Source organism: Flavobacterium faecale, from assembly GCF_048320115.1.
Classification (GTDB): domain Bacteria; phylum Bacteroidota; class Bacteroidia; order Flavobacteriales; family Flavobacteriaceae; genus Flavobacterium; species Flavobacterium faecale_A.
The window spans coordinates 1,934,891-1,959,228 of record NZ_CP182943.1; the positions used below are offsets into that span (position 1 = coordinate 1,934,891).

Annotated in this window: 18 protein-coding genes; 12 read left to right on the forward strand and 6 right to left on the reverse strand. The window is 33.2% G+C overall.

The window, feature by feature from the left end:
* Positions 1 to 8: 8 nt before the first annotated feature.
* The 7 genes from ACNH59_RS08135 to ACNH59_RS08165 all read left to right on the forward strand — a co-directional run bounded on the left by ACNH59_RS08135 (position 9) and on the right by ACNH59_RS08165 (position 6,753).
* A complete protein-coding gene (locus tag ACNH59_RS08135) occupies positions 9 to 1,061 on the forward strand; it encodes a D-alanine--D-alanine ligase (protein WP_418262051.1) in 1,053 nt (350 codons plus the stop codon).
* 3 nt (positions 1,062 to 1,064) lie between these two features.
* Positions 1,065 to 1,724, forward strand: coding sequence for a hypothetical protein (locus ACNH59_RS08140; protein WP_418262052.1), 660 nt, complete (start codon positions 1,065 to 1,067; stop codon positions 1,722 to 1,724).
* 450 nt (positions 1,725 to 2,174) lie between these two features.
* Positions 2,175 to 3,371 (forward strand): T9SS type A sorting domain-containing protein, encoded by a 1,197-nt coding sequence (locus tag ACNH59_RS08145; protein WP_418262053.1) that lies wholly within the window; start codon positions 2,175 to 2,177, stop codon positions 3,369 to 3,371.
* Between the two features lie 122 nt (positions 3,372 to 3,493).
* Complete coding sequence (locus tag ACNH59_RS08150) at positions 3,494 to 4,171, forward strand: SDR family NAD(P)-dependent oxidoreductase (protein WP_418262054.1); 678 nt, start codon at positions 3,494 to 3,496, stop codon at positions 4,169 to 4,171.
* 29 nt (positions 4,172 to 4,200) lie between these two features.
* On the forward strand, positions 4,201 to 4,488 hold the full coding sequence (locus ACNH59_RS08155; protein WP_418262055.1) for a hypothetical protein: 288 nt from the start codon (positions 4,201 to 4,203) through the stop codon (positions 4,486 to 4,488).
* A 12-nt stretch (positions 4,489 to 4,500) separates the two neighbouring features.
* Positions 4,501 to 5,103, forward strand: a complete 603-nt coding sequence (locus ACNH59_RS08160; RefSeq protein ID WP_418262056.1) for a SprT-like domain-containing protein — start codon at positions 4,501 to 4,503, stop codon at positions 5,101 to 5,103.
* 372 nt (positions 5,104 to 5,475) lie between these two features.
* Positions 5,476 to 6,753 (forward strand): DUF445 domain-containing protein, encoded by a 1,278-nt coding sequence (locus ACNH59_RS08165; RefSeq protein ID WP_418262057.1) that lies wholly within the window; start codon positions 5,476 to 5,478, stop codon positions 6,751 to 6,753.
* Positions 6,754 to 6,930: 177 nt separating this feature from the next.
* Here the strand turns inward: ACNH59_RS08165 and ACNH59_RS08170 are convergent, their stop codons facing one another.
* The 3 genes from ACNH59_RS08170 to ACNH59_RS08180 all read right to left on the reverse strand — a co-directional run bounded on the left by ACNH59_RS08170 (position 6,931) and on the right by ACNH59_RS08180 (position 9,363).
* Positions 6,931 to 7,692 carry an ABC transporter ATP-binding protein gene (locus ACNH59_RS08170; protein WP_418262058.1) on the reverse strand — a complete coding sequence of 254 codons (762 nt, stop codon included), beginning with the start codon at positions 7,690 to 7,692 and terminating at the stop codon, positions 6,931 to 6,933.
* Positions 7,689 to 8,438, reverse strand: a complete 750-nt coding sequence (locus ACNH59_RS08175) for an MlaE family ABC transporter permease (protein ID WP_418262059.1) — start codon at positions 8,436 to 8,438, stop codon at positions 7,689 to 7,691. The genes ACNH59_RS08170 and ACNH59_RS08175 overlap by 4 nt, the downstream gene beginning before the upstream one ends.
* A gap of 67 nt (positions 8,439 to 8,505) precedes the next feature.
* Positions 8,506 to 9,363, reverse strand: coding sequence for a glycosyltransferase (locus ACNH59_RS08180; protein ID WP_418262060.1), 858 nt, complete (start codon positions 9,361 to 9,363; stop codon positions 8,506 to 8,508).
* A 105-nt stretch (positions 9,364 to 9,468) separates the two neighbouring features.
* Between ACNH59_RS08180 and ACNH59_RS08185 the strand changes: the two genes are divergently transcribed.
* On the forward strand, positions 9,469 to 10,287 hold the full coding sequence (locus tag ACNH59_RS08185; protein WP_418262061.1) for a polysaccharide deacetylase family protein: 819 nt from the start codon (positions 9,469 to 9,471) through the stop codon (positions 10,285 to 10,287).
* Here the strand turns inward: ACNH59_RS08185 and ACNH59_RS08190 are convergent, their stop codons facing one another.
* Positions 10,288 to 10,812, reverse strand: coding sequence for a methyltransferase (locus ACNH59_RS08190; RefSeq protein ID WP_320891142.1), 525 nt, complete (start codon positions 10,810 to 10,812; stop codon positions 10,288 to 10,290). It lies immediately after the preceding gene.
* Positions 10,813 to 11,069: 257 nt separating this feature from the next.
* Positions 11,070 to 12,128 carry a 3-oxoacyl-ACP synthase III family protein gene (locus tag ACNH59_RS08195; RefSeq protein WP_418262062.1) on the reverse strand — a complete coding sequence of 353 codons (1,059 nt, stop codon included), beginning with the start codon at positions 12,126 to 12,128 and terminating at the stop codon, positions 11,070 to 11,072.
* 644 nt (positions 12,129 to 12,772) lie between these two features.
* Here ACNH59_RS08195 and bglX point away from each other — a divergent pair.
* The 3 genes from bglX (at position 12,773) to ACNH59_RS08210 (ending at position 20,421) form a co-directional block, all read left to right on the forward strand.
* Positions 12,773 to 15,055, forward strand: coding sequence for a beta-glucosidase BglX (gene bglX, locus ACNH59_RS08200; protein WP_418262063.1), 2,283 nt, complete (start codon positions 12,773 to 12,775; stop codon positions 15,053 to 15,055).
* A gap of 315 nt (positions 15,056 to 15,370) precedes the next feature.
* Positions 15,371 to 16,063 carry a T9SS type A sorting domain-containing protein gene (locus tag ACNH59_RS08205; RefSeq protein WP_418262064.1) on the forward strand — a complete coding sequence of 231 codons (693 nt, stop codon included), beginning with the start codon at positions 15,371 to 15,373 and terminating at the stop codon, positions 16,061 to 16,063.
* A 221-nt stretch (positions 16,064 to 16,284) separates the two neighbouring features.
* Positions 16,285 to 20,421 carry a two-component regulator propeller domain-containing protein gene (locus tag ACNH59_RS08210; RefSeq protein WP_418262065.1) on the forward strand — a complete coding sequence of 1,379 codons (4,137 nt, stop codon included), beginning with the start codon at positions 16,285 to 16,287 and terminating at the stop codon, positions 20,419 to 20,421.
* 519 nt (positions 20,422 to 20,940) lie between these two features.
* Here ACNH59_RS08210 and ACNH59_RS08215 read toward each other — a convergent pair.
* Positions 20,941 to 21,105 (reverse strand): hypothetical protein, encoded by a 165-nt coding sequence (locus ACNH59_RS08215; RefSeq protein ID WP_418262066.1) that lies wholly within the window; start codon positions 21,103 to 21,105, stop codon positions 20,941 to 20,943.
* A 128-nt stretch (positions 21,106 to 21,233) separates the two neighbouring features.
* On the opposite strand from ACNH59_RS08215, the gene ACNH59_RS08220 reads away from it, so the two are divergent.
* Complete coding sequence (locus ACNH59_RS08220) at positions 21,234 to 24,329, forward strand: SusC/RagA family TonB-linked outer membrane protein (protein WP_418262067.1); 3,096 nt, start codon at positions 21,234 to 21,236, stop codon at positions 24,327 to 24,329.
* Positions 24,330 to 24,338: the final 9 nt, after the last annotated feature.

Here is a 24,338-nt window from a genome sequence, read left to right on the forward strand (position 1 = left end):
TCTTAGCTTTGACAATACAAAACCGCATCCAGCTTTCTTTTCATAAATTAACCCATTGGGAATATTGGCCTTATCAAGTAGTCTATATCCCGATTTCGTTTTTGTGGATTTTTTATGCTTTTAAATCAAAGTCTTTGTTCTTTTTTAGTGCTTCCAATCCAACGATGAAGAATGGTGGTTTTGTTATGGAGTCTAAAAAAGAAATTTATGATCTTATTCCACAAGATTACTATCCCCAAACAGCATTGATTAAAAAAGGATTTTCTTGGGAAGAAATTGAAAAATTGAGACTTACCTCAGGGATACAATTTCCCTTTATTGCCAAACCAGACATTGGGTTGCGAGGTTCGGCAGTAAAAAAAATTGATTCCATCAATGCGTTGTTTCAATACAGGCAGAAAGCTGATTTTGATTTTTTAATTCAAGATTTGATTCCGTATGAAAAGGAAGTGGGCATTTTTTATGTACGTTATCCCAATCAAACAAAAGGTAAAATTACAGGAATTGTTTCCAAAGAATTCTTGATCATTACGGGAGATGGTAAGTCTAGTATAGCGCAATTAATTCTCAAAAATCCACGTTACGCTCTGCAGTTTTCAGTTTTGAAAAAAGAATATGGAGATCAATTAGAAACTGTTTTGCCAAGGGGAGAAAAACAAAATCTTGTGCCTTACGGGAATCATGCTCGAGGAGCAAAGTTCGTGGATGGAAGCCACTGGGTTACCCCAGAATTAGAGCAAGTAATTGATGCGGTTTGCGTTCAAATCCCAGGTTTCTATTTTGGAAGATTAGATGTGATGTATCGGTCATTAGAGGATTTACAACAAGGCGAAAATTTCTCTATTGTGGAACTCAATGGCGCTGCTAGTGAACCTACGCATATTTACGACCCTAAGCATTCCTTGTTTTTTGCATGGAAAGAATTAGCAAGGCATATTACTTATATGTATGAAATAAGCAGGATAAATAACAAAAACGGAATTCCTTTTTTGCCTCATAAAATCGGTATGAAAGAAATGCGTTTGCATTTTGAGCAATCTGCTAAAATTGTAAATTTCTAAGTCATGCAAACTTTTAAAAATATTGCAGTCGGTTTTACAGTCAGTTTTCTGGGTTCTTTGCCTTTGGGTTTTTTAAATATAGTTGGACTTGAAGTATATACAACTTTAGGCCTGAAAGCAGTTTCATTATTTATTTTAGGAATTATTGTAATTGAAGCTGTTGTTTGCTATTATACTTTGATTTTTGCAAATGAATTGGTGAAAAACAAAAAACTAATGAAATGGATAGAGGTTTTTGGAATCTTCTTTTTTCTAATCATTGCTTTGGTTTTTTACAATCATTCTACAGACTCTTCGCATGGAGGAGGCTTTTTATATAACTATAGGGGGTGGAATATGTTTTGGGTTGGGTTGTTCTTAAACTGTCTTAATTTTTTACAAATTCCCTTTTGGTTGGCTTGGAATCTCTATTTTATTAATGGAAAATACATTAAGGTCAAAAAAAAATTGAATTTTTATTATGTAGGAGGAACTATGGTCGGAGTATTTTTTGGGATGTTGTTTATTATTTATTTTCTAGAAAAAATTTCGAAACAAATTACCTTCTTAACCGATTACTTAATTCCAGTTATTTTTCCAATATTCTTTGTTGTAATGGCAGTTATTCAATCCTATAAAGTGTTTAAAAAGTACTTTTCGAATAAAATTCATTTAGGATTTTAAGAAAAGGTTCCATATGAATTTATTCTAACATTTAAGTGTCATTATAAATGGCACTAGTTATTATGGTTATTTTTTGTGTAAATATTTTGCAGGCTATTATTTAATAATAAAAGGTTTGTTTGCTAAATATATAGTTCCGATTTTGATCCTCTTTTTCATTATAGTTTTCGCTGATTATCAAACACGGAAAGTGTGTAGGGGATTTTTTTTACTTCAAAAGAATAAATTATAAGAAGAATGAAATAACAAAGGTTGTATTTGCAATCCGTTATTTTTTATACGGTTATGTTGAATTTTGTTCCTGTTTTTTTAACTGATAATAAAAAACATTTGCTCTAAAAATACCTATTTGTAGGTATTTTTTTTGAATTACAATAGACTTATTTTTACTACAAAACAAGCTACTGCAACACTGTAGTGACTAATGAGTAATAATTTAAACAATGTGCTATGAAAAAACTTTACACAACTATTATTTTAATTGTCTTATCGATTATCGTTCAGGGACAAAACAAATTAAGGTCTAGTATTAATGAATATTATGATGGTGCCAATTGGGTACAGAGTTGGGGCCACAATTATGAATATGATAGCAACAATAATTTAATTTCCGAAACCTATTTAAATAAGTCAAACGGTCAGTGGGAAATTCAAGACAAAACAACCTACACTTATGATGCTAATAACAAAGTTATTTTAGAATTAGGACAGGAATGGAATGCAACAACTAGTATGTTTGAGAATTCCTATAGAGATACTTATAGCTATGTAAATGGTAAGTTTTCAGGTCAAATAGCGGAAATTTGGAATAATTCAAATTGGGTCAATGAATGGAAAATTGAGATAAGTTATGGGGGAAACAATTTACCTTCTAGTTATTTGTCTTATGAATGGGATGGCTTACAATGGGGATTAGAATCCCAAGGGACTTTTGATTACAATGGCAATAGTAGAGTAGCCTCTGAAACTTCTCAAGACTGGAGAAACTCAAGTTGGATTAACTCTTATAAAACAATATATACCTATAATGGAAATAATAAGATTTTAAATAGTAGAGGCGCAAATTGGGATGACTTTAATAATCTTTGGATAGAAAATGATAGAATTGATTATGAATTAGATCTTGTAGGTAATAGAACCGTTGAGATTAATACATACGTATATAATAACATTACTAGTAAGAATAAAACGGAGTATGCTTATGACGGATCAAGTCTTATGAATGATTTTGCTCATCCTTATAAAGATAAAAATGGGGTTGATTATCTAACTGAAGATTTTCCGCATGTAAATAAACTTCTTACCGCAACTAACTATTATTTTAATAGTAATAATAGCAGCTATGTGATTAATAATAGAACCACTTATAATTATAATGAATCTATTGTTTTGTCAACTGAAATCCCTGAAATTTCTGAATCTAGTTTGAAAATCTTTCCAAATCCAGCAACTTCAGTCTTGAACCTTGATTTTTCAGTATTGGACAGCGTTGATAAAGTTATTATTACTGATATGACAGGAAAGGTAGTTAAGCAACAACAAACGAGTTTAAGTCAAATAAATGTTGAAAATTTAGTGCCGGGATTGTATATCTTAGAAGTTTCTACTGGGAATAAAAAAACTCAAACAAAGTTCTTTAAAAAGTAATTCTGTAAGGGTTGTTTTTTATTTTTTTTTTCAGCAAACAACTACAAGTGCTAATTTCAAATTAAAAAATCCATTAGATCTCAGGTTTGATGGATTTTTTTTAATTTAGCAAAAATATCAGGATGAAGAACATTATTATCACAGGAACCAGTCGTGGTATTGGTTATGAATTGGCCTTACAATTTGCAAACGCGGGGCATCAAGTTTTAGCACTTTCGAGAAAAACACCTCGTATTTTAATCGAGCATCAAAACATTACCTGTTTATCAGTCAATTTATCGACCGAAGATGATTTGGATAAAATATCCAATTTTGTAAAAACTACTTGGAAAAATGTAGATGCTATTATCCATAATGCGGGAGGTTTGATTCTAAAACCATTTGCAGAGACCACACAAGCTGATTTTGAATCCATCTACAAAATCAATGTTTTTGCGGTAGCTAACCTGACCCGAATTTGTTTACCTTACCTGAAAAATGGAAGTCATGTAGTGACTATTAGTTCGATGGGTGGAATTCAAGGAAGTTTGAAGTTTGCAGGATTGGCTGCCTATAGTTCGAGTAAAGGAGCAGTTATTACGCTTTCAGAATTGCTTGCTGAAGAATACAAAGCGCAAGGAATCTCATTCAATGTTTTGGCTCTCGGAGCTGTGCAGACTGAAATGTTGGCAGAGGCTTTTCCAGGCTATCAAGCACCGCTTTCAGCAGAGGAAATGGCTAATTATATTTATGATTTTACCTTAACAGGGAATAAATATTTTAACGGTAAAGTAATTCAAGTATCTTCGTCTAATCCATAATTTAAAAAAAGGTCGTGATTTATTTAACTATGTTTATTTTTGTAAAAGAAGGACAAGAAGCCGTTTTTCAAGAGTTTGAAGAACTAGCCCTTCCCCTGCTAGAGGATTACAATGGAAAACTAATTTATAGGTTAAGACCTTCGTCAGAAGCGTTTGTTTCGAACGAGGATAAACAACCTTACGAAATACATTTTCTTTCTTTTGAGTCTGAAAAAGATTTTTTAGATTTTGGTAGAGATGAAAGAAGAACTGCATTTATGCATTTGAGAAATCAATCTATCGATTCTGTTTTTATGACAAAAGGGATAAAAATATAAATCAAAATTATTTTGTCAGATACACTATTGAAATATCTTCCAGAGCATGCAGTCAAGCCGATTTTTGAATTGATTGTAACGCATGGTGTGCACTTAAAAATCGTCAACGAACGAGCCACTCGCCACGGTGATTACCGAAAAGGAATGAGCGGTAAACACGAAATTACCGTTAACGGAAGCTTGAATAAGTACCGATTTTTGATTACCCTCATTCATGAAATTGCCCATTTGGTGGCTTTTGAAAAATATGGTCGCAAGATCAAACCACACGGAAACGAATGGAAACACACCTTTCAACAATTAATGGTTCCTTATATTCGTCCCGAAATTTTCCCCAATCAGTTGTTGCCGCTTTTAGCGCGACACTTCCGAAATCCCTCCGCTAGTAGCGATACGGATACCACTTTGTCATTGGCACTCAAACAATTTGACCAGCAAAATGACGACAAAAATTATGTTTTCGAAATTCCTTACGGTAGTGTTTTTCGCATCAAAAACGGTAAAGTATTCAAAAAAATGGCCGTGCGCACCAAACGTTTTGAATGTATCGAAATCAACTCTGGCAAGACTTATCTTTTCAACCCCAACGCTGAGGTAGAAATTATACAGGTTTAAATTTTGGAGCGAAAGATTAGGCTGTTTCAGCCAAGTTGGGTTCCCGTTTTCGGCTTTATCTCTTCATCCATCCCGAAGTTTCGGGATCGGGATTACGAGGATATCGCCTCAACCGGGGCTAAAGAGTGATTGTAGTTTTCTATTTGCATTTACTGTATTCTATTCCTGCAAGGTCTTTTTTTGATCTTGTAGGTGTCAATTTTTATTTTTTAATACCTACGGTTTTTAAACCTTTCAGGCAATATCGTAACAACTATTTATTAATGTTAAAATAAACTTGCAGGGATATTGATGGAATTTTTATCAGGGTTGGAAATATAAAATCTAAATATTGTATTTTAGTGAATCAAGTAAAATCTTTTATAATATATCATGAAAAACAACCTAGGCTCCATATCACTACTAATAGCTTTTTCAGGATTGGTGCTTTTCGAGCTACTAGTTCGAACAGATATTCTAAACCATCAATCTTGGAAAATCGTTATAGCAGGTTTTGAGGCGGCGACTATTGGAGGTTTTGCTGATTGGTTTGCGGTAAGCGCATTGTTTCGGGAAATTCCGATTCCGTTTGTGCGGAAACATACGAATATCATCGCCAAAAATAGAAACAAATTGACCGATGGCATTGTTGATTTGGTGACCAATAAATGGCTGTCAGCTGAGGTAATTTCGGATAAACTTAGTGAAATCAATCTGTCTGAAAAAATCATCCATTTTCTTAAAAAGCCTGAAATTCAAAAAAAGTCCATAGCTGTCGTACAAAAATTAGTTTTAAAGCTAATCACTGAATTAGACAATCCAAAATTGGCTTCAGGTCTAAAAAAGTTGTTGACAAATGAGGTTGAACAATTGGATTTGGCTACCACTTTGGGAGCATGGTTGGAAAAATCCATTAAAAACGGAGACCACCATCAGATTTGGGAATTGGTGATTGAAGCCAGCGCAAAGGCAATTGAAAATCCAGAAACGAAGAATTTGCTATTGGATAAATTACAATATGCCGCTGCGGAATACGGGGATAAAAGCATAATGAAGAAGTTTGCCGTTTTTCTAGCAAAAAAAACAGGCGGAATTGATTTGGAGGTAATGGCAGAGGATTTGCTAAAAAAGGCGAATGAATTTATTGTGGAAGCCAAAGCGAATTCTGAACATCCTATTCGTTCCAAGTTTGATCTTTGGCTACTCGACTTTGCTCTTAAATTGGCTTCAGGAGAGGAAGAAAGTAAAAAAATGATTGACAATTTTATCAGGGGTTTTTCTGAAAACGCTGATGCGGAAAAGGTCATTCAAAATCTATTGGTAGGTTTTAAACAAACCTTAATACAACAACTTGAAAATGAAGATACCGCTTTAATGCAATATGTCAAATCCAAATATAATTCCATTTTGTCTAACTTAGAAGAGGATGCTGAGATGCAACAAAAAATAAACCGCTGGATAAAAGATACTGTTTCACAATTACTGTCTGAATTTCATAGTGAAATCGGGAATATGGTACGAAATAGTTTGGCTAAGTTGGATAACAAGGAATTAGTAGAGCAAATTGAGGATAAAGTAGGCAATGATTTACAATACATTCGGCTGAATGGCGCTGTTGTGGGGGGGCTGGTTGGTATTTTAATTGCCTTGATAAAGTTATCTTTGGGATAATAAAAAGGTTCTCTACTGTTCTCGAATGCAAAAAAAGCACAGTTGTTAGTTACGAACGGTGCTTTTTTGGATATAGAAATGATTCGTTGTCATATAGTCCCGATAATCCCGATAGTCCCGAAGCGTCGGGAGCGGGAGGAGTGGTAATCTTGAAAACAGGTTTTTTGCTCCTGAAAGTTACCCCTTCAAATGCGCTTCTCTTACTTTTTTAAACAAATTAGAAGAATAGACAAATGCTGTTACGGCTTCGTTATCGGTATAAAAGATTTCGTCTTTGTTGCCCTGCCATTCTTTCAGTCCGTTTTTAAGAAAAAGAATATTGTCCCCTATTTCCATTACAGAGTTCATATCGTGTGTATTGACTACAGTGGTGATATTGTATTCTTCTGTAATTTCTTTGATGAGGTTGTCAATTAAAATGGAGGTGTTTGGGTCTAAACCAGAGTTGGGTTCGTCACAAAAAAGATATTTTGGATTATTAACAATTGCTCTAGCAATAGCTACCCTTTTTTGCATTCCTCCTGAGATTTCCGAAGGTAGTTTTTTATGAGCATCTGTTAAGTTTACCCTTTCCAATACAAAATCAACGCGCTCTTTTATTTGAGCTCTGTTATTACGGGTAAACATCTTTAACGGGAAGCCTACATTTTCGGCAACGGTCATGGAATCAAATAAAGCACTTCCTTGAAAAACCATTCCGATTTCAGTACGTAAATCCCTTTTTTCGTCTGGTTCTAGTTCAGAATAGATTCTTCCATCAAAAATAATTTGTCCAGATTCGGGCGTGTGAATTCCCAAAAGGCTTTTGAGTAAAACTGTTTTTCCAGAGCCACTTTGTCCTATGATAAGATTTGTCTTTCCAGTTTCGAAAACAGTCGAAATCCCTTTTAGGATTTTATTTTCGCCAAATGACTTTTCTATGTTTTTTATTTCTATCATGAACCAAGTAATAATTGGGTTAGAATATAATTGAATAAGATAATACAAACCGAAGTCCAGACAAAGGAAACGGTACTGGCTTTCCCTACTTCGAGTGCGCCACCTTTCATATAGTAACCATGAAAAGACGGAATAGTAGCGAGTAAAATAGCAAAAATAAAGGTTTTGATAAAGGCATAAGTAACGTGGAAGGGAATAAAATCCATCTGGGCACCTGTAATAAAGTCGTCAGCAGAAGTAAAACCTCCATAAACGCCAGCGACCCATCCGCCCATAATGCCAAGAAACATGCTAATGCCGATTACGAAAGGATATAAAAGCAAGGCAATAATCTTGGGGAAAACCAAGTAGTTTAAAGAATTGACTCCCATTACTTCTAAGGCATCAATTTGTTCTGTAACGCGCATAGTCCCAATACTGGATGTAATAAATGAGCCCATTTTTCCTGCCATAATCACAGAGATAAATGTAGGAGCAAACTCTAAAATTACCGATTGTCGAGTAGCAAATCCGATGAGGTATTTTGGGATTAGAGGATTCGTTAAGTTCAAAGCTGTTTGAATAGCAACAACTCCACCAACGAAGAAGGAAATAAAGGCCACAATTCCCAATGAACCGATGATTAAGTCGTCAATTTCTTTGAAAATAAGGTTCCGCATAACAGACCATTTAGTCTGTTTGTTGAATATTTCCTTGATCATTAAGAAGTATTTCCCTATCTGAGATAAATATCGAATGAGCATCATTTTATTAGGATTCAGTGTTCAGTTTATAGTATTCAGTAAAAATACTATAATTTTATTTGAAAGATGTCTAAAAAAGGTCAAACAGTTTTTCTTTCATTTTTTTTAATCGATAATTGCGAATGAATAGGGCTTGTTCTTTAGTAACCAATAAAGGTGTTTCGGCTGATTTGGCTTTTAGAAAACCTTTGATGTAGTCGATAAAGAGCAATGGCTTTCCTTTACGCATGGCCAATTTAAGAGAGGCAATAGATGTGATTAATAATCCGTAACCTAAAGTGTAAAAAGCTTCGCCTTGTTTGTAACGTGCTGTTTTGTTGTAGTTGGCTCCTGTGGGTTTTAAGTGTTTTACATGTAATGATTGGTCAGTAACTATTTTCCAGTTGTAAAATTTGCATAATAGTTCGTCTACAGTGTCCCAACCCATAGCTGGTTTTAATCCTCCAATTTGTTTAAAAGTCTCTTTTCTATAGGCTTTCAAAGCGCCACGAATATGGTCTTTGTCGGTTAAGTTTTCGAGAACCCATTCGCCATTTTTTTCGATATAGCAAAATCCGCCTACCATTCCGATGCGATCATCTGATTTGAAATGGGTAATAATAGTTTCAAAATAATTGGATGGAAAAATCAAGTCGGCATCAATTTTTACCAATATATCGTATTGTTCATCAAGCTGTTTTTGACCTTCGTGAAAAGCCTGAATGACTTTGCTTCCTGGTAAATGTATAGCAGATGAGGTTTTGTTTACTAAGCTAATAAACGGATGCTCTTTGGCGTAGGCCAAAACAATTTCTTCGGTTTTATCAGTGGAGTTGTCATTAACAATCACTACTTTTTTAGGTAAGACCGTTTGCGATAGTAATGAGTCCAAGGTCAATGAAATAAGCGCTTCTTCGTTATGAGCAGGGATAACAATGTAGTAATTCATTTGTCTTTTTTTACGATAGGCAAATTTATATTATTGTGGGGATATAGGGCGTGAATTTATTCAAAAATAATTACCATATTTGTGTGCTATCTTAATCCTATTACGATGAAACTTTTAAAATGCTGTAGCCTTGTTTTTTTGGTAGTTTTGTTTTCCTGTAGTAAGGATGATACTATAGAGGAGGTGGTTGATCAAGAAAAGGTTGTTGTAGACGGAACTAAGATAGATGAGGCTAAGTTTGGAGATTCAGGTGTGGTTTTGACCTTTGATGATGATTATGTTGAAAATTGGAAAATGGCAGATACGATACTCAAGGAATTTCATTGGAAGGCTACTTTCTGTGTTTGTAAAATTAGTCAGATGAATCCAGAAAATGTAAAAACGCTTCAGTGGTTTCAAAAATGTGGTCACGAAATTGCAGGACACGGTGCTAATCATGTGAACACCTTGGATTATATAGCCGCTAATGGTTTTGAAAAATTTTATGAAGATGAGATAGTTTCAATGATGGATAAGATGAAAGAAAACGGTTTGAATGTTAGTTCTTTTGCTTATCCTTATGGAGCAAGGAATCCTCTTGTTGATCAGAAGTTGTTCAATACATTCAAAGTGTTACGTGGTACAACCTATGGTGCTCTGAATCCAGTGAATCAAGCTTGTTATTTCGAAAATTCAAAAAAAGTAGTTTTCGGTTTAGGAATTGACAGCCATTATCCTCATTTTAGTTTGCCTTACATCATTAATCTTATAGATTATGCTGAAAAGAATCATAAAATATTAATACTCTATTCTCATAGAACTGTTGACGTGGTAACGGATAATTATCAAACAAAAATGGAGAACCTAGTCTCCATTTGTAAATATGTGCAAAAAAAGCACATGAAATTTTATACGTTGTCTGATTTGTCTAAAATCAAAGCTTAATTATTTTATTTTTTCGGCATAAACCAAATAATAACGGTTAGTGAAAAATCGCAATAAAGGTCTTAAGCCAATTTTTTTCACGGGATGAGTGAATTGAATACTATCTATAATTTTGAATCCTGTTTTTTCTAATAACCAGTCGAGTTGCCAGTCTTCAAATTCGTGGTAATGCCTGTCCCATTTGTCGGTTTTACTTCTATAAGCTGACGAAAACCACAGTCTCATAGGTATCGAGATTAACAACTTATCGGCTTTTACACTTTGTAAAACAGTATAAGGGTTTAGTAGGTGTTCGAAAATTTCAAAGGCAGTAAATACGGAATAGTTTTCAGTTTGCAATGCGGTTTGGTCATTGTCAAGGTCTTCTCCTTTCGTATTGAGGACTGTATAGCCGTTTTCAATCATTATTTTGGAAAAAGGATTGGGAACGCCTAAATCAAATATAGTTTCAGAGGTTGGAATGTGTTTTTGTAAAAATTCAAGTGTGAGTTTGAATCGTTTATTCGGAAACGTTTTTTCGTACATGATTTAATTTGTTTAATCCAAGGCGCAAATGTACAAAGATATCTGTAATGCTAAGCAAGTTTATGGTGAATAGAAAGGAATAGATGGCGAAATATTTTTTATGCAAATATCCCTAGCCCAGATAGAAACGAAAAGCCCACGACACTAAAAAGGTAGTTTTTATTGCCTCATAAAAGCGACTGAAAGAAGCTCTTTATGGGGTTTATAAAAACACCTTTTTAGGGTGTGGACTTGTAGTGGATAGCTGGAAATGGCTTCTAATATCGATATACAAAAGCATTGATGTTCATTCCTGCTCCTACAGAAGCAAAAATTACGACATCACCTTTGTTGATTTCGTGGTCTTGAATTTGTCCATTTACTAATAAATCAAAAAGTGTTGGAACCGTTGCCACACTGCTGTTTCCTAATTCATGAATACACATGGGCATAATGTTTACAGGAGTATTTTTGTCGTAGAGTTTGTAAAAACGATCTACGATAGCTTCGTCCATTTTTTCATTAGCTTGATGAATCAATATTTTTTTGACATCTTCGATAGCTACGCCACTTTTGTCAAGGCAACTTTTCATAGCTAAAGGGACATTGGTCAATGCAAATTCGTAAATTTTACGACCGTGCATTTTGATGTATCTTGTGTCTGGATCTAAGTCTGTATTGTATGATTTTCCGAAAAATAAATAATTAGCTTCGTCTATTGCGTAGGTAGCACTTTCGTATGAAAGTAAACCAGTTTCGTCATCTGAGGCTTCTATGATTGTAGCTCCCGCACCATCTGAATAAATCATCGAATCTCTATCATGGTCATCCACAACGCGCGATAAAGTCTCAGAACCTATTACAAGGCACCGTTTTGCCATTCCTGATTTGATAAAAGCATTGGCTTGTAATACACCTTCAATCCAGCCCGGACAACCAAAAAGCAAATCATAAGCCACACATTTTGGGTTTTTAATTTGGAGTTTGTTTTTGACACGAGTCGCTAAGCTGGGGAGCATGTCTGATTGAACAGTACCGTGTTTTACATCGCCAAAGTTGTGTGCAAAAATGATGTAATCAATCGTTTCAGCATCTATATTGGCAGTTGTAATAGCCTTTTGTGCAGCGAAAAAAGCCAAATCAGAAGAAGTATATTCGTCCTCGGCATAACGTCTTTTTTCGATTCCTGTAATTCCTTTAAACTTGTGTATGATTACATTGTTAGGATATTTGAAAGGGCTACCATCTTCGTTTAGAAAAGTATGTTCGGAGAAGTCGGTATTGTGTATTTTGTTTTCAGGGATGTAACTACCTGAACCAGTTATTTTTATTTTCATAGATGTGTTACGAAATTATTAAGCGAAATTAAACAAAAAAAAGGACTATTTTGAATTAAAATACTATGTATGCATATGATATGAATGCTAGGTTTTTTGAGGTTAAAAGCGAAAATATTTTATGGAATTATTTATGTTTTAATGTTTTTGCTAAATAAAATTAATTTTTATAGAAGTAAAATAATTTAGCCAAATACTGTTAAAGAAAAACACTTCTTGATAATAGAAGAGAGGTTGCTGAATTGGAATCTTTGTTTTTAACTGGTGGCAAAAGTACGGAATTCAAGGTAATATCCCATTACTTATAAATATCTTAAATAGAACTTATATTTAATCTGAAATTTTTCTTTTTGATATTGTTTTATGACGGATTGCGGATTGAAAATAAAATATTTTTATGTTGAGAGATTTACTAGATTAATTATTTTTTTGGGGTATTTAAAAATGAATATCAGTTGTTAGTACTTGTTTTTACTGATGTGTGCAACATTTGTCTTACAGGATGCTTCAAAATTGTTGCGTGAAATTATTCTTTAAAACTACTTTTACATTTGTCTATTCTGATTAAATATGTCATTCTTTTTTTTGGCAGTATTATTTGAAAAGATAACAGTTAAGAACAATTACTATTAAAAACTAAACCAATGAAAAAACAAAAATGCATCCCACTATTTTTATTGCTTACTCTTTCATTTTATGGAGTAGCGCAAACGAAAAAGCATTTAGATAAAAATAAAAACATAGAAGAACGCATTTCTTTATTAATGAAGGAAATGACATTAGATGAAAAAGTAGGTCAAATGAATCAATATAATGGTTCTTGGGATTTTACAGGTCCAAAGCCAGAAGGTGGCTCTGAGGAAGAAAAATACATTCACCTTAAGAAAGGTTGGGTAGGCTCCATGTTGAATGTGCGTGGTGTAAAAGAAGTTCGTGCGGTGCAAAAGATAGCGGTAGAAGAATCACGTTTAGGGATTCCTCTAATTTTTGGTTTTGATGTCATTCATGGATATAAAACGTTGAGTCCAATTCCGCTGGCTGAAGCAGCAAGTTGGGATTTAGAAGCTATAAAGAAATCAGCTAGTGTGGCGGCAGATGAAGCATCGGCATCAGGATTGAACTGGACTTTTGGTCCTAATGTTGATATTTCTAACGATGCCCGCTGGGGAAGAGTGATGGAAGGCGCTGGTGAAGATGTTTATTTAGGTACTAAGATTGCAGCAGCCAGAGTAAAGGGTTTTCAAGGAGAAAAACTAGATGCTAGAAATACAATTGCAGCCTGTGCAAAGCATTTTGCAGCTTATGGATTTGTTGAAGCAGGTAGAGAATACAATACCGTAGATATGAGTCATTCCAAGCTTTACAATACAGTATTGCCACCATTTAAAGCAGCTGTTGATGCGGGAGCGAGAACGTTTATGAATTCCTTTAATACTTTGAACGGAATTCCAGCTACTGGAAATAGTTTTTTACTCAGAGATATTTTAAAAGGCGATTGGAAATTTAATGGATTTGTAGTTTCGGATTGGGCTTCAATCAAAGAAATGATTTCTCACGGGTATGCAAAAGATGGTGCTGATGCATCTAGTAAAGCAGCAATTGCGGGTTCAGATATGGATATGGAATCGCACTTATATGTGAAGGAATTAGTAGGATTAGTTAAGAATGGTACTGTAAAAGAATCTGTTGTTGATGATGCTGTACGTAGAATTCTTCGTGTGAAATTTGAATTAGGCTTGTTTGATGATCCTTATAAATATTGTGATGAAGCACATGAAAAAGCTACTATAGGTAACAAAGCAAACAATGATGCAGTGCTAGATATGGCAAAAAAATCGATTGTGTTGTTGAAAAATGACACTAATTTATTGCCCTTAAAAAAGTCAGGATTAAAAATTGCTGTTATTGGTGCTTTGGCTAGTGATAAAAATAGTCCATTAGGAAGCTGGAGAATTGCTGCTGATGATAATACTGCCGTTTCTGTTTTAGAAGGGATACAAAAGTATAAAGACAATAAATTAATGTATGCTAAAGGAACAGATGTCTCAATAGGGGAACAATTATTTGTTCAAGAATTAAAAATTAATACCACTGATTTTTCTGGATTTGAAGAGGCTAAAAAAACGGCTAAGGATGCAGATGTAGTGGTTATGGTATTAGGTGAAGTAGGTTTTCAGAGTGGAGAAGGACGCAGTAGAACAGAGTTAGGTTTACCAGGGAATCAACAACAATTACTTGAGGAAATATATAAAGTAAACAAGAAAATTGTTTTGGTTTTAAATAACGGTCGTCCGTTAGCTTTGCCTTGGGCTTCAGAAAATATTCCAGCAATTGTTGAGGCTTGGCAATTGGGAACACAAGCGGGTAATGCAGTTGCAGAAGTGTTATATGGTGATTATAATCCAAGTGGAAAGTTACCAATGTCTTTTCCTAGAAATGTAGGGCAATGTCCAATTTACTATAACAACTACAATACAGGAAGACCTGAAAATACTGAGGCTAATGTTTTCTGGTCGCATTATAGTGATGTTGAGAAAACGGCATTGTATCCGTTTGGTTTTGGATTGAGTTATACTACATTTAAATATTCTAATCTAAAAATAAACAATCAAAATCCTAAAAAAGGGGAGTCAGTTGAGGTTTCTGTTGATGTATCAAATACTGGTGGATATGATGGTAAAGAAGTGGTGCAATTGTACATTCGTGATGTAGCGGCTAGTCTTGCAAGACCCGTAAAAGAGTTAAAAGGTTTTGAATTGATTTCTTTGAAAAAAGGGGAGACTAAAACCGTTCGTTTTACTTTGACGGATAAAGAATTAGGTTTTTATAACAATAATGGGGAATTCCTAGTGGAATCAGGAATCTTCAATATTATGGTTGGAGGTAATTCTAATGAAGGATTAATATCTAAATTTGAATTAAAATAAAACATTTTAAGAATAGATTCAAGTTGGTCTTGGATCAAATAAAAGAGTTGGATTTGGTTTCTTAAACAAGAAACGATATCCAACTTTTTTTATTGATAGAAAATATTTTTTTAAGATTGCGAAAAGGTTAACTAAAGTTTGCTTTTTGATTGTTTGATGAAGTTTTGTCTTTAAATAACAAGTCTCTTTTGTAGTTATTTCAGTATGTATGGTGTTATTATGCATCAATATTTTCGTAATCTGCAACAATTGTTGCGTGATTTTTCAGTGATCTCAAGTAGTTTTATGACACTAACAATTTAAAACTTATTTATGATGAAAAAATTACTAATCATGGCTTCTGTTATTTTATTTGGAGCCACTACACAAGCGCAAATTACAATTAACGGACAAAGTACGCCAGCTACTATTCAGCAAAATTCAGCAGTTACAGTAAGCTTAACGTATACATCAACTGTAACGGTGGGCGAATGGCAAATTCAACTATTTCCTGTAAACCCAGATGGTAGTATTAATTACGGAGGGCCGAGTACTCAAATTTATATAGGGAATAATTATACGGGTTCAAATCCTCCAATTTCAGGTAGTAGTTTACCTATAGCAACTAGTCCAAGTACATTAACTTTTAATTCTTATTGTGATGGTGCTATTGTTCCTGTTGGAAATTACAAATGGTTTGTGAAATTAAAAGAAAGTACCTCAACGCCTGAAGGACAAGCAGTTTATGGTAATAATGATATTAATGTAACTGTTACTTCTCAGTCATTAAGTGTTTCAGATTTTAAAAAATTGTCTGATGTGGTGTTTGTTAACTCAGCAACTAAAACTTTAAAAATTTCAGATAAAATTGGTGATGTCAACACTGTCGCTATTTATAATACCTCTGGGGTCAAAGTGAAGACAATTCAGGATGTTACAGCTAACTCAACTCATGATTTATCTACGCTAGCAAATGGCTTATATATGTTGGTTTCTTCAGACAATCAAACAGTTAAATTTGTTTTGTAATCTGTTAAAAGGTTTTTTTAAAACTAAAAAAATTCAAGTAAACAACTTTGCTTGGATTTTTTTTCATTATTATTAATAGTTTATCAAGTAGGTAAGTCTTCATGAAAAAGTACTTCTTACTTTCCTAATATAATTTCATTTTTCTAATTGACTGTTTAAAGATATAAGTCAGCAAATTATTTATATTTGATATCTCTATTTAGATGAATAACAATATTATAATGACAATTCATAAATCAAAACATTTTTTACTTTTATTTTTCACTTTTGTGAATTTGTTATTTTCTCAAAACAAATTTGAAAACTATCAGTTTAGGGTCATTAAAGAAGCTACCTCCAAACGTGCTATTTCCTCAATTACTCAAGACAGCTATGGTTTCACTTGGATAGGTACTAACGGCGCGGGTTTGTATCGTTATGACGGAGTTAATTATGTAGGCTATGAGTATAGTCCTCAAAAAAAAGGTACCGTAAATAGTAATTTGATTTATGCAACTTATGTCGATAGAAGTAATAATTTATGGATTGGTACTGATGAAGGACTGAGTTTGTATAACAGAAATTTAGATACATTTACTAAAATACAGATTGGAGATGTCGTTGCAAAAGGTTATTCTGAACCACTAACAGTTAAGTCTATCATTCAGGATAACAAGGGGAACTTGCTTCTTGGAACCTTTGGTTATGGCTTAATACAATTAGATTTGAAGACTTTAAAAGTCAAACTAATTGAGTCTAAATTTATAAAAGGGGTAAATTTTCAAATTAATGGTTTTGCTAAAAACAAAAAAGGGATTGTGTTTTTGGGAACCAATTATGGAATATTTTATTTGGATTCTCATAACCAGGTATTCCCAGTATGTAAAGATAGGTTTCGAAAAACCCCCATCACAACCTCGATTGAATCAATCACAATAGATAAGAATGACTTTATATGGGCAGGAACTACATCTGAAGGTTTGTTCAAAATTAAAATAGATAACGATAGTTATTTGTTTCAAAATTTTCCAGTAACTCAAAAGAAGGTGCTATCCATCATTTCAAGTAAACGAGATGCTATTGTGTGTGGTACTGAGAATGACGGATTAATAACGTTAGATAATTCAGGAACAGTAATCAAAAGGTATTTGCATAGTAAATATGATAATTACAGTTTAAAATCTAATTCTGTTTGGGCATTATATGAAGATAAAGACAAACGAGTTTGGATAGGGTATTATAATAAAGGATTAGGCATTTTTGATAAGCCAAATAATAAGTTTAAGGCTGTAGAATCTTTGTTGAATAATGATAATTCATTGCAAACAAGTTCTGTAACCTCAGTTGTGAAGGATAAGTCAGGCAAGGTTTTGATCAGTACTGAAGGAGGAGGATTGGACGTGTTTAATCCTGTTGACAAAAGCATTGTTCATATTAACAAGAATAATCAAAGCTATTATGCAGGGTTAACGGCTAATGACATTCAGACCATTTTTATTGATAGTAAACAAAATGTTTGGTTAGGAAGTTGGAATCAAGGAATTTTTGTGTTGAAATATGGAACTAAAAACTTTGTAAATTACAATACCACTAATACTAAAGGATTAAAATCGAATCGAATTTTTAGCTTTTCTGAGGATTCCATGGGCCGAATTTGGATAGGTTCTTTTGTTAGTGGATTGCATTACTACGATGCTACTACCAATAAATTTGTGCATTGCAATTTTAATTCGTTATTTAAAAACGATGAAAGTTTGGCTTATGTTCGAAAAGTTTTTGTTGATTCAGATGATGTTTTGTGGTTAGGAACAATCATGGGGTTGTACCAGGTAAACATTAATGCGGGAAATGCATTTAAGGTGATCTCCTTGAAAAACCAAATGATTAGGAATTTTAAAAGACACAATAGCATACAAACCATTCTTTCGATCTATGAATCTAATGATAAAACGATTTGGATAGGGACTGATGGAGGAGGATTGTTTAGTTATGACAAAAAAAAGAAACAATTTTATAGCTATAACGAGTTTCCTAATTTTAAAGAAAAATCCATTCGTGCTATCGTTTCGGATGCTAATGATTGTTTGTGGGTTAGTGGTGGATCAGGATTATCAAAGTTAGATTTGAAAAATAAGTCATGCGTAAATTTTACGGTTGATGATGGACTTTTAGTAAATGAATTTAATAATAATGCTGTTTTTAAAGATGGTTACGGAACCTTGTACTTTGGGAGTTATGAGGGGATGAATTATTTTGATCCCAATCAAATAAAAAAAACAGAGAAAGAACCTTCTCTTTATTTTAGCGATTTCAAATTGTTTAATAAATCAATGATTCCTGGAGAGGAATCCTCACCACTTCAAAAAGTAATCCTTGAAACAAAGTCTATTACATTAGATCATTCTCAATCGGTATTTACCATTGAATTTGTAGGCATAAATTACAATTTTCCAAGTAAAAATGAGTATGCTTATTATTTAGAGGGTTTTGAAAAAGAATGGAACTATGTCGGAAATAGCAGGACGGCTACGTATACCAATCTGGAAGCGGGTAATTATGTTTTTAAAGTAAAAGCAGCCAGTAAAACGGGTAGTTGGAATCAAGAACCGTTGGAATTACATATTAGGGTCTTGCCTCCTTGGTGGAGAACGTATTTTGCTTATGTAGTATACATCGGTCTAGTGGTGTTTTTGATTTTATATTTAAACAAAATTTATCAAAACAGATTTAAGGCAAAGCAAGCTATTGTTTTAGAAAGGGAAAAAGCTATTCAGTTAGAAAAATTAAATAATAAAAAACTCCAGTTCTTTACCAATATTTCACATGAGTTTAGAACTCCACTTACATTGATTATTAATCCTTTGGAGGATGTTTTGAAAAACAAAAACAAAGATTTGTCCAAAGAAACCTTCAACAAGCTCAAAACAATACACAAAAGTTCTGACAGACTTTCTAGGTTGATCAATGAGTTAATGGATTTTAATAAATTACAGTTCAATAAAATATCCTTACAAGTTAAGAAAATAGAGGTGGTGGATTTTACCCAAGAAATTATTAGTTATTTTGATGAGGAAGCAAAAAGCAGGAACATAACAATCAATTTTGAATCTTCATTCCAAAAAATTACGGATTGGTTGGATCCTAAAATGTTAGAAAAAATTATTTTTAATATTATTTCTAATGCCTTTAAATTTACACCAGATAGCGGTACTATCAATATATCAATTGTCAAAAAGGAAGAAGCTTTGAAAATTGAAGGAGCTTTTGTCAGTAGTTTTTCTATCATTGTAGCTGATACAGGATCAGGAATTGATAAAAAAGATATAAAAAAGATTTTTGATCGTTTTTATCAAGTGAATAATCTAAATAAAGTTTATTACGGAAGCACCGGCATTGGTCTCGAAGTGGTCAAAGAATTTGTCGAATTGCACAAAGGAAAGATTGAAGTAGATAGTAAAGTGAATGAAGGGACGAAGTTTACAGTGACTTTTCCTATTGGAAAATCATATTATGATAAAGCTGAGGTTACTAATGAGTCATTTGTATTATCTTCTCTCAAAAATAACAAATTTGAAGAGCCTGAAGATACAGATGTAGATACCGTTGAAGAACCTGAAATTGATAAGGTTTATACCGTTCTGATTGTTGAGGATAATTCAGGACTACGCAATTATCTGAAGCAGGAACTCAAAAAGCAGTACAAAGTTATTGTTGCTGAAAATGGAAAAATAGGGTACGAATTAGCCTTGCAAAAATTACCAGATCTAATCATTACGGATGTAATTATGCCAGTGATGGATGGTTTAGAACTATGTAAAAGCATTAAAGGAAACTTGAAAACAAGTCATATTCCTTTGTTAATGCTTTCAGCTAAAGCCATGGTCAAGGACAGATTAGAAGGGATAGACTCAGGTGCTGATATTTATTTAAGCAAACCTTTTGATTTAGATATTTTAAAATCCAGTCTTGCTCAGTTGATTTCTAGCAGGCAAATTATGTTTAATAAATTCTATACAGGAATTGCTAATCAAGGGAAAGGTAAAACCACTACGCTTGACAATGAATTCATTCAAAAAACTTTAAGTTTTATTAATGAAAACATCAGCGACTCACAATTAAGTGTCGAATTGTTGTCTTCAAAAGTGTTTTTGAGTAGAAGTCAATTGTATCGAAAAATAAAAACACTTACAGGAGTGTCCGTGAATGAATTCATCAGAAATGTGCGACTAGAACAAGCACGAAAACTGATAGAAGAAGGAAATAGTAATATCAACGAGATATGTTTTAAAGTTGGCTTTACTTCCTCATCCTATTTCGCTAAATGCTATAGGAATAAATACGGACATTTGCCAACCCAAGGGATGGATCATAAGGAATAAACTAATGTCAGTATAGGTATAAACAAGAGAAACGATTTATGGTCCTTTCTCTCATTAAATCTTTAGGTTGCTTTTTTTGAAACAACTCCACCACTAGAAATTTAACTTCATTGATTTAGGATGTTATCAACTCATATAATCAATTGTTCTCTAGATGTTCTCCAAAATTAAAATCACAAAAACAACAATCTAATTCACAGGATTAACCTTAATAATGTTTATCTAGATGCCTTTTATAATATAATTATATTTTAGTTAATAAAATAAGCCAGCCACTACGCAGGAAGTACTACGAAGCTTAAAACAAGTTTAGACACAATCAATACAAACAAATGCTAAATATTAATTACAAATTTTTACTCATTTTAATTTTATGATATAATTAAAATAAGCACGGAATGATTTTTCTTCAAGGCAACCGTTTTGTTAACTTAGAAAAAGAAAAATAAAGGCTTTTTTTTCTTAATACACTAATAAATGATCATTTTTTAACGAAAGCAAAATATAAAAGCCTTGTTTTTAAGAAAATAATAGTTGCGTAGTTGTTTTTATTAGAATGCTAAAACTACTGTTTTCAGGCCTTTCGGGTTTTTGTGCATCAAATGTTTTGTATAATGCAACATCTGTTTTGTCAAAATCGCTCTTACCAACGTAATTTGGATATGAAGATTTTAACAAAATCATTTTTTTACCGCATAGTGACAATTAGTATGTTGGGGAACTTGTTTTTTAGTTAAGATTTTTAACTAATAATTTACAATTAAATATGAAACTAACTCAATTTCAAAAAACCAATTAAACCAACAAATTTTATGAAGAAAAGAGCATTTAAAAGATTATTATTTCTCATAATAGTCATGTCAGGGAATCATTTCTTTGCGCAAACTGTTAAAGGTATCGTTACATCAAGCGGTTTGCCTCTCCCAGGTGTAAGTATTATAGTCGAAGGGACAAAAAATGGAACTAATACGGATTTTGATGGAGGCTTTGTTCTAAACAATGTGCCTGAAAAATCAAAACTAGTTTTTTCTTATATAGGATTCAAAACAATCAGCTTAGCAGCCTCAAATGGTATGAAGGTTGTTATGATTGAAGATTCTCAAAAACTAGATGAAGTTGTAGTAATAGGATATGGAACCTCTAAGAGGAAAGATGTGACAGGAGCGATCTCTTCTGTGAAAGCATCTGAGCTACAAGACAAACCCTTCACCTCTATTGATCAAGCTTTGATCGGGAAAGCAGCGGGGGTTAATGTAACTCAAAATTCTGGAACGCCAGGAGGAGGTATTTCGGTGCAAATTAGAGGAATTACTTCTATCAATGGTAATGAACCTTTGTATGTAATTGACGGAACGCCAGTTTTTGCTGATAAGAATAACGATTCTTTTTCTTTCAGTTCTTTAGGTGGAGGAAATGGACAAACAAAAAATTCGGCACTTTCAAACATTAATATTTCGGACATTGAATCAATTGATATCTTGAAAGATGCATCGGCAACTGCTATTTATGGTGCTAACGGTGCTAATGGAGTGGTGTTAATTACTACTAAATCAGGTAAAAAAGGAAAGTCAATCATTACTTATGAAACTTATTTAGGAACGCAAACAGCAACAAAATTTGTTGATGTTCTTGATTTGCCACAATATGCAGCCTATCAAACTAAAATTCATCAGCTTAATGGCGAGCCGATTCCTTTTCAATACCAAAGCCCAGATTTACTAGGAGAAGGTACAAATTGGCAAAAAGAACTTTTCAGAAATGCATCTGTTTATAACCATCAATTATCTTTTTCAGGTGAAAAGGATGGAACAAGATATTATACTTCATTGAACTATTTTGACCAAGAAGGTATTGTAATCAATTCTGATTTTAACAGATTGTCTTTGCGTCTTAACGTTGATGCTAAAATGAAATCATGGTTAAAAATTGGTAACAACATGTCCTTGAGTAAATCAACTCAAAGAGTAGTTCGTAATGATGACCGAGGTGGTTTAGTAATGAATACCCTAAGACAATCACCAGAATTACCAGTGAGATATCCTGATGGATCATTTGCTGGGCCTGTAGGTAATTTAGGCTCTTCAGGTAACGAAGCTTCAAATCCAATTGCACTTGCTGAACTGAATAATGCAACAACAGAGCGTTATAAAATTAACGGTAACTTATTTGCTGACTTTACAATCTTGAAAGGTTTGGTGTTTAGAACTGAATTAGGATATGACTTGAACTTTGGTAAAAACAGTTCATTTGCTCCTAAATATACTCTAGGAAACGTGTCAGAACTTTTAAACAGATCTTATAAACAACAAGAACAAAGTTTTTATTGGAATGTGAAAAATTTTGCTACCTACAATAAGACCTTGAACGACAAACATAATTTCACAATATTATTGGGACAAGAGTCACAACAAAGTCAATATGAATATTTGAGTGGATTTAGATCAGGGGAATTCTTATCAAGTGATTTTACTAATTTAGATGTTGGAGATATTGATACAGCTATTAATGGAAATGGATCAGGAAGATGGGCTATGACTTCTTATATTTCAAGATTTAATTATGGATATTCTGATAAGTATTCCTTTTCAGCTTCATTAAGAGCTGATGCTTCATCAAATTTTGGACCTAATAACAAATGGGGTTACTTTCCTTCATTTTCAGGAGGATGGACTGTGAGTAATGAAGATTTTCTTAAAGATAGCAATGTTGTTAATTATTTAAAATTTAGAGCAGGTTATGGAGCGGTAGGAAATCAAAACATTCCAGCTAACAGATACCAAACAATCTTATCCTTAATCGCATCTCCTTTTGGAGGAACATCACCTACTATTGATAATTTAGGTAACCCTGATGTAAAATGGGAATCACTTAAATCTTCAAACTTTGGAGTTGAGGTAGGACTTTTTAATGATGCTATAAAATTAGATGTGGATTATTATATCAAAACATCTTCTGATTTCTTAACTAAACAAATCAACGACGAGTCAAATCAAAGTGCCTTGAACTTTTTCCTAAACACAGGTGAAATAAAAACCAATGGTATAGATGTTTCTTTAAACACCAGAAACATTTCTAATGAAAACTTTCAATGGGATACCTCAATTATTTTTTCTAAATATACTAATGAGTTGACCAGTTTTCAAGGACTTGGCAAATCATTGTTAGGAAAAGTTCAGTTTGATCAATTTACAGTTACAAGAACTACAGAAGGGCAACCAGTAGGGCAGTTTTATGGTTATGTTACTGATGGATTATTTAGAAATAGCGATGATATAAAAAATGGCCCCATTCAAGAAACAGGTACAGCAATAGGCGATATTCGTTTTAAAGACATCAGTGGTGATGGTAAAATTGATTCTAAAGATCAAGCGCCTATAGGAAGTGCAATTCCTGATTTTACGTATGCTATTACTAATAATTTTAAATATAAAAATTTAAACTTAGGTATTGTACTTCAAGGAAGTCAAGGAAACGAAATTTATAATTTCACGCGTCATTATACAGATGGTATTTTTCCTGGATTTAGTGACAGATACTCTAATGCAAGTACAGCTGTGCTTAATTCATTTGAAGCTGGTGTGAATGAAAATACAAATACACCAAGACTTACTTTTTCAGATCCTAACGGAAACGGTAGAATCTCAGATCGATTTGTTGAAGATGGTTCTTACCTAAGAATTCAAAGTGTTACCCTAGGGTATAATTTGCCTACTAAATTATTAGATAAATCATTTTTTACTAAGGCAAAAATTTATTTTAATGTTCAAAATTTATACACTTTCACAAATTATTCAGGCTTCGATCCGGCTCTAGGTAATTTGGATCAAAATGTAACTTTAAACGGTATTGATTTAGGTAGATACCCTGTGCCGAGAACTACATCTATAGGGGTAAATTTAGAATTTTAATAAAAGCTG

Bases quoted from the DNA above. Each gene is read 5' to 3' on its own strand.
- ACNH59_RS08145 (WP_418262053.1), top strand. From the start codon at position 2,175: ATGAAAAAACTTTACACAACTATTATTTTAATTGTCTTATCGATTATC.
- ACNH59_RS08210 (WP_418262065.1), top strand. From the start codon at position 16,285: ATGACAATTCATAAATCAAAACATTTTTTACTTTTATTTTTCACTTTT.
- ACNH59_RS08195 (WP_418262062.1), bottom strand. From the start codon at position 12,128: ATGAAAATAAAAATAACTGGTTCAGGTAGTTACATCCCTGAAAACAAA.
- ACNH59_RS08180 (WP_418262060.1), bottom strand. From the start codon at position 9,363: ATGAATTACTACATTGTTATCCCTGCTCATAACGAAGAAGCGCTTATT.
- ACNH59_RS08205 (WP_418262064.1), top strand. From the start codon at position 15,371: ATGAAAAAATTACTAATCATGGCTTCTGTTATTTTATTTGGAGCCACT.
- ACNH59_RS08220 (WP_418262067.1), top strand. From the start codon at position 21,234: ATGAAGAAAAGAGCATTTAAAAGATTATTATTTCTCATAATAGTCATG.
- ACNH59_RS08175 (WP_418262059.1), bottom strand. From the start codon at position 8,438: ATGATGCTCATTCGATATTTATCTCAGATAGGGAAATACTTCTTAATG.
- ACNH59_RS08150 (WP_418262054.1), top strand. From the start codon at position 3,494: ATGAAGAACATTATTATCACAGGAACCAGTCGTGGTATTGGTTATGAA.
- bglX (WP_418262063.1), top strand. From the start codon at position 12,773: ATGAAAAAACAAAAATGCATCCCACTATTTTTATTGCTTACTCTTTCA.
- ACNH59_RS08170 (WP_418262058.1), bottom strand. From the start codon at position 7,692: ATGATAGAAATAAAAAACATAGAAAAGTCATTTGGCGAAAATAAAATC.
- ACNH59_RS08155 (WP_418262055.1), top strand. From the start codon at position 4,201: ATGTTTATTTTTGTAAAAGAAGGACAAGAAGCCGTTTTTCAAGAGTTT.
- ACNH59_RS08140 (WP_418262052.1), top strand. From the start codon at position 1,065: ATGCAAACTTTTAAAAATATTGCAGTCGGTTTTACAGTCAGTTTTCTG.
- ACNH59_RS08185 (WP_418262061.1), top strand. From the start codon at position 9,469: ATGAAACTTTTAAAATGCTGTAGCCTTGTTTTTTTGGTAGTTTTGTTT.
- ACNH59_RS08165 (WP_418262057.1), top strand. From the start codon at position 5,476: ATGAAAAACAACCTAGGCTCCATATCACTACTAATAGCTTTTTCAGGA.
- ACNH59_RS08215 (WP_418262066.1), bottom strand. From the start codon at position 21,105: ATGATTTTGTTAAAATCTTCATATCCAAATTACGTTGGTAAGAGCGAT.
- ACNH59_RS08190 (WP_320891142.1), bottom strand. From the start codon at position 10,812: ATGTACGAAAAAACGTTTCCGAATAAACGATTCAAACTCACACTTGAA.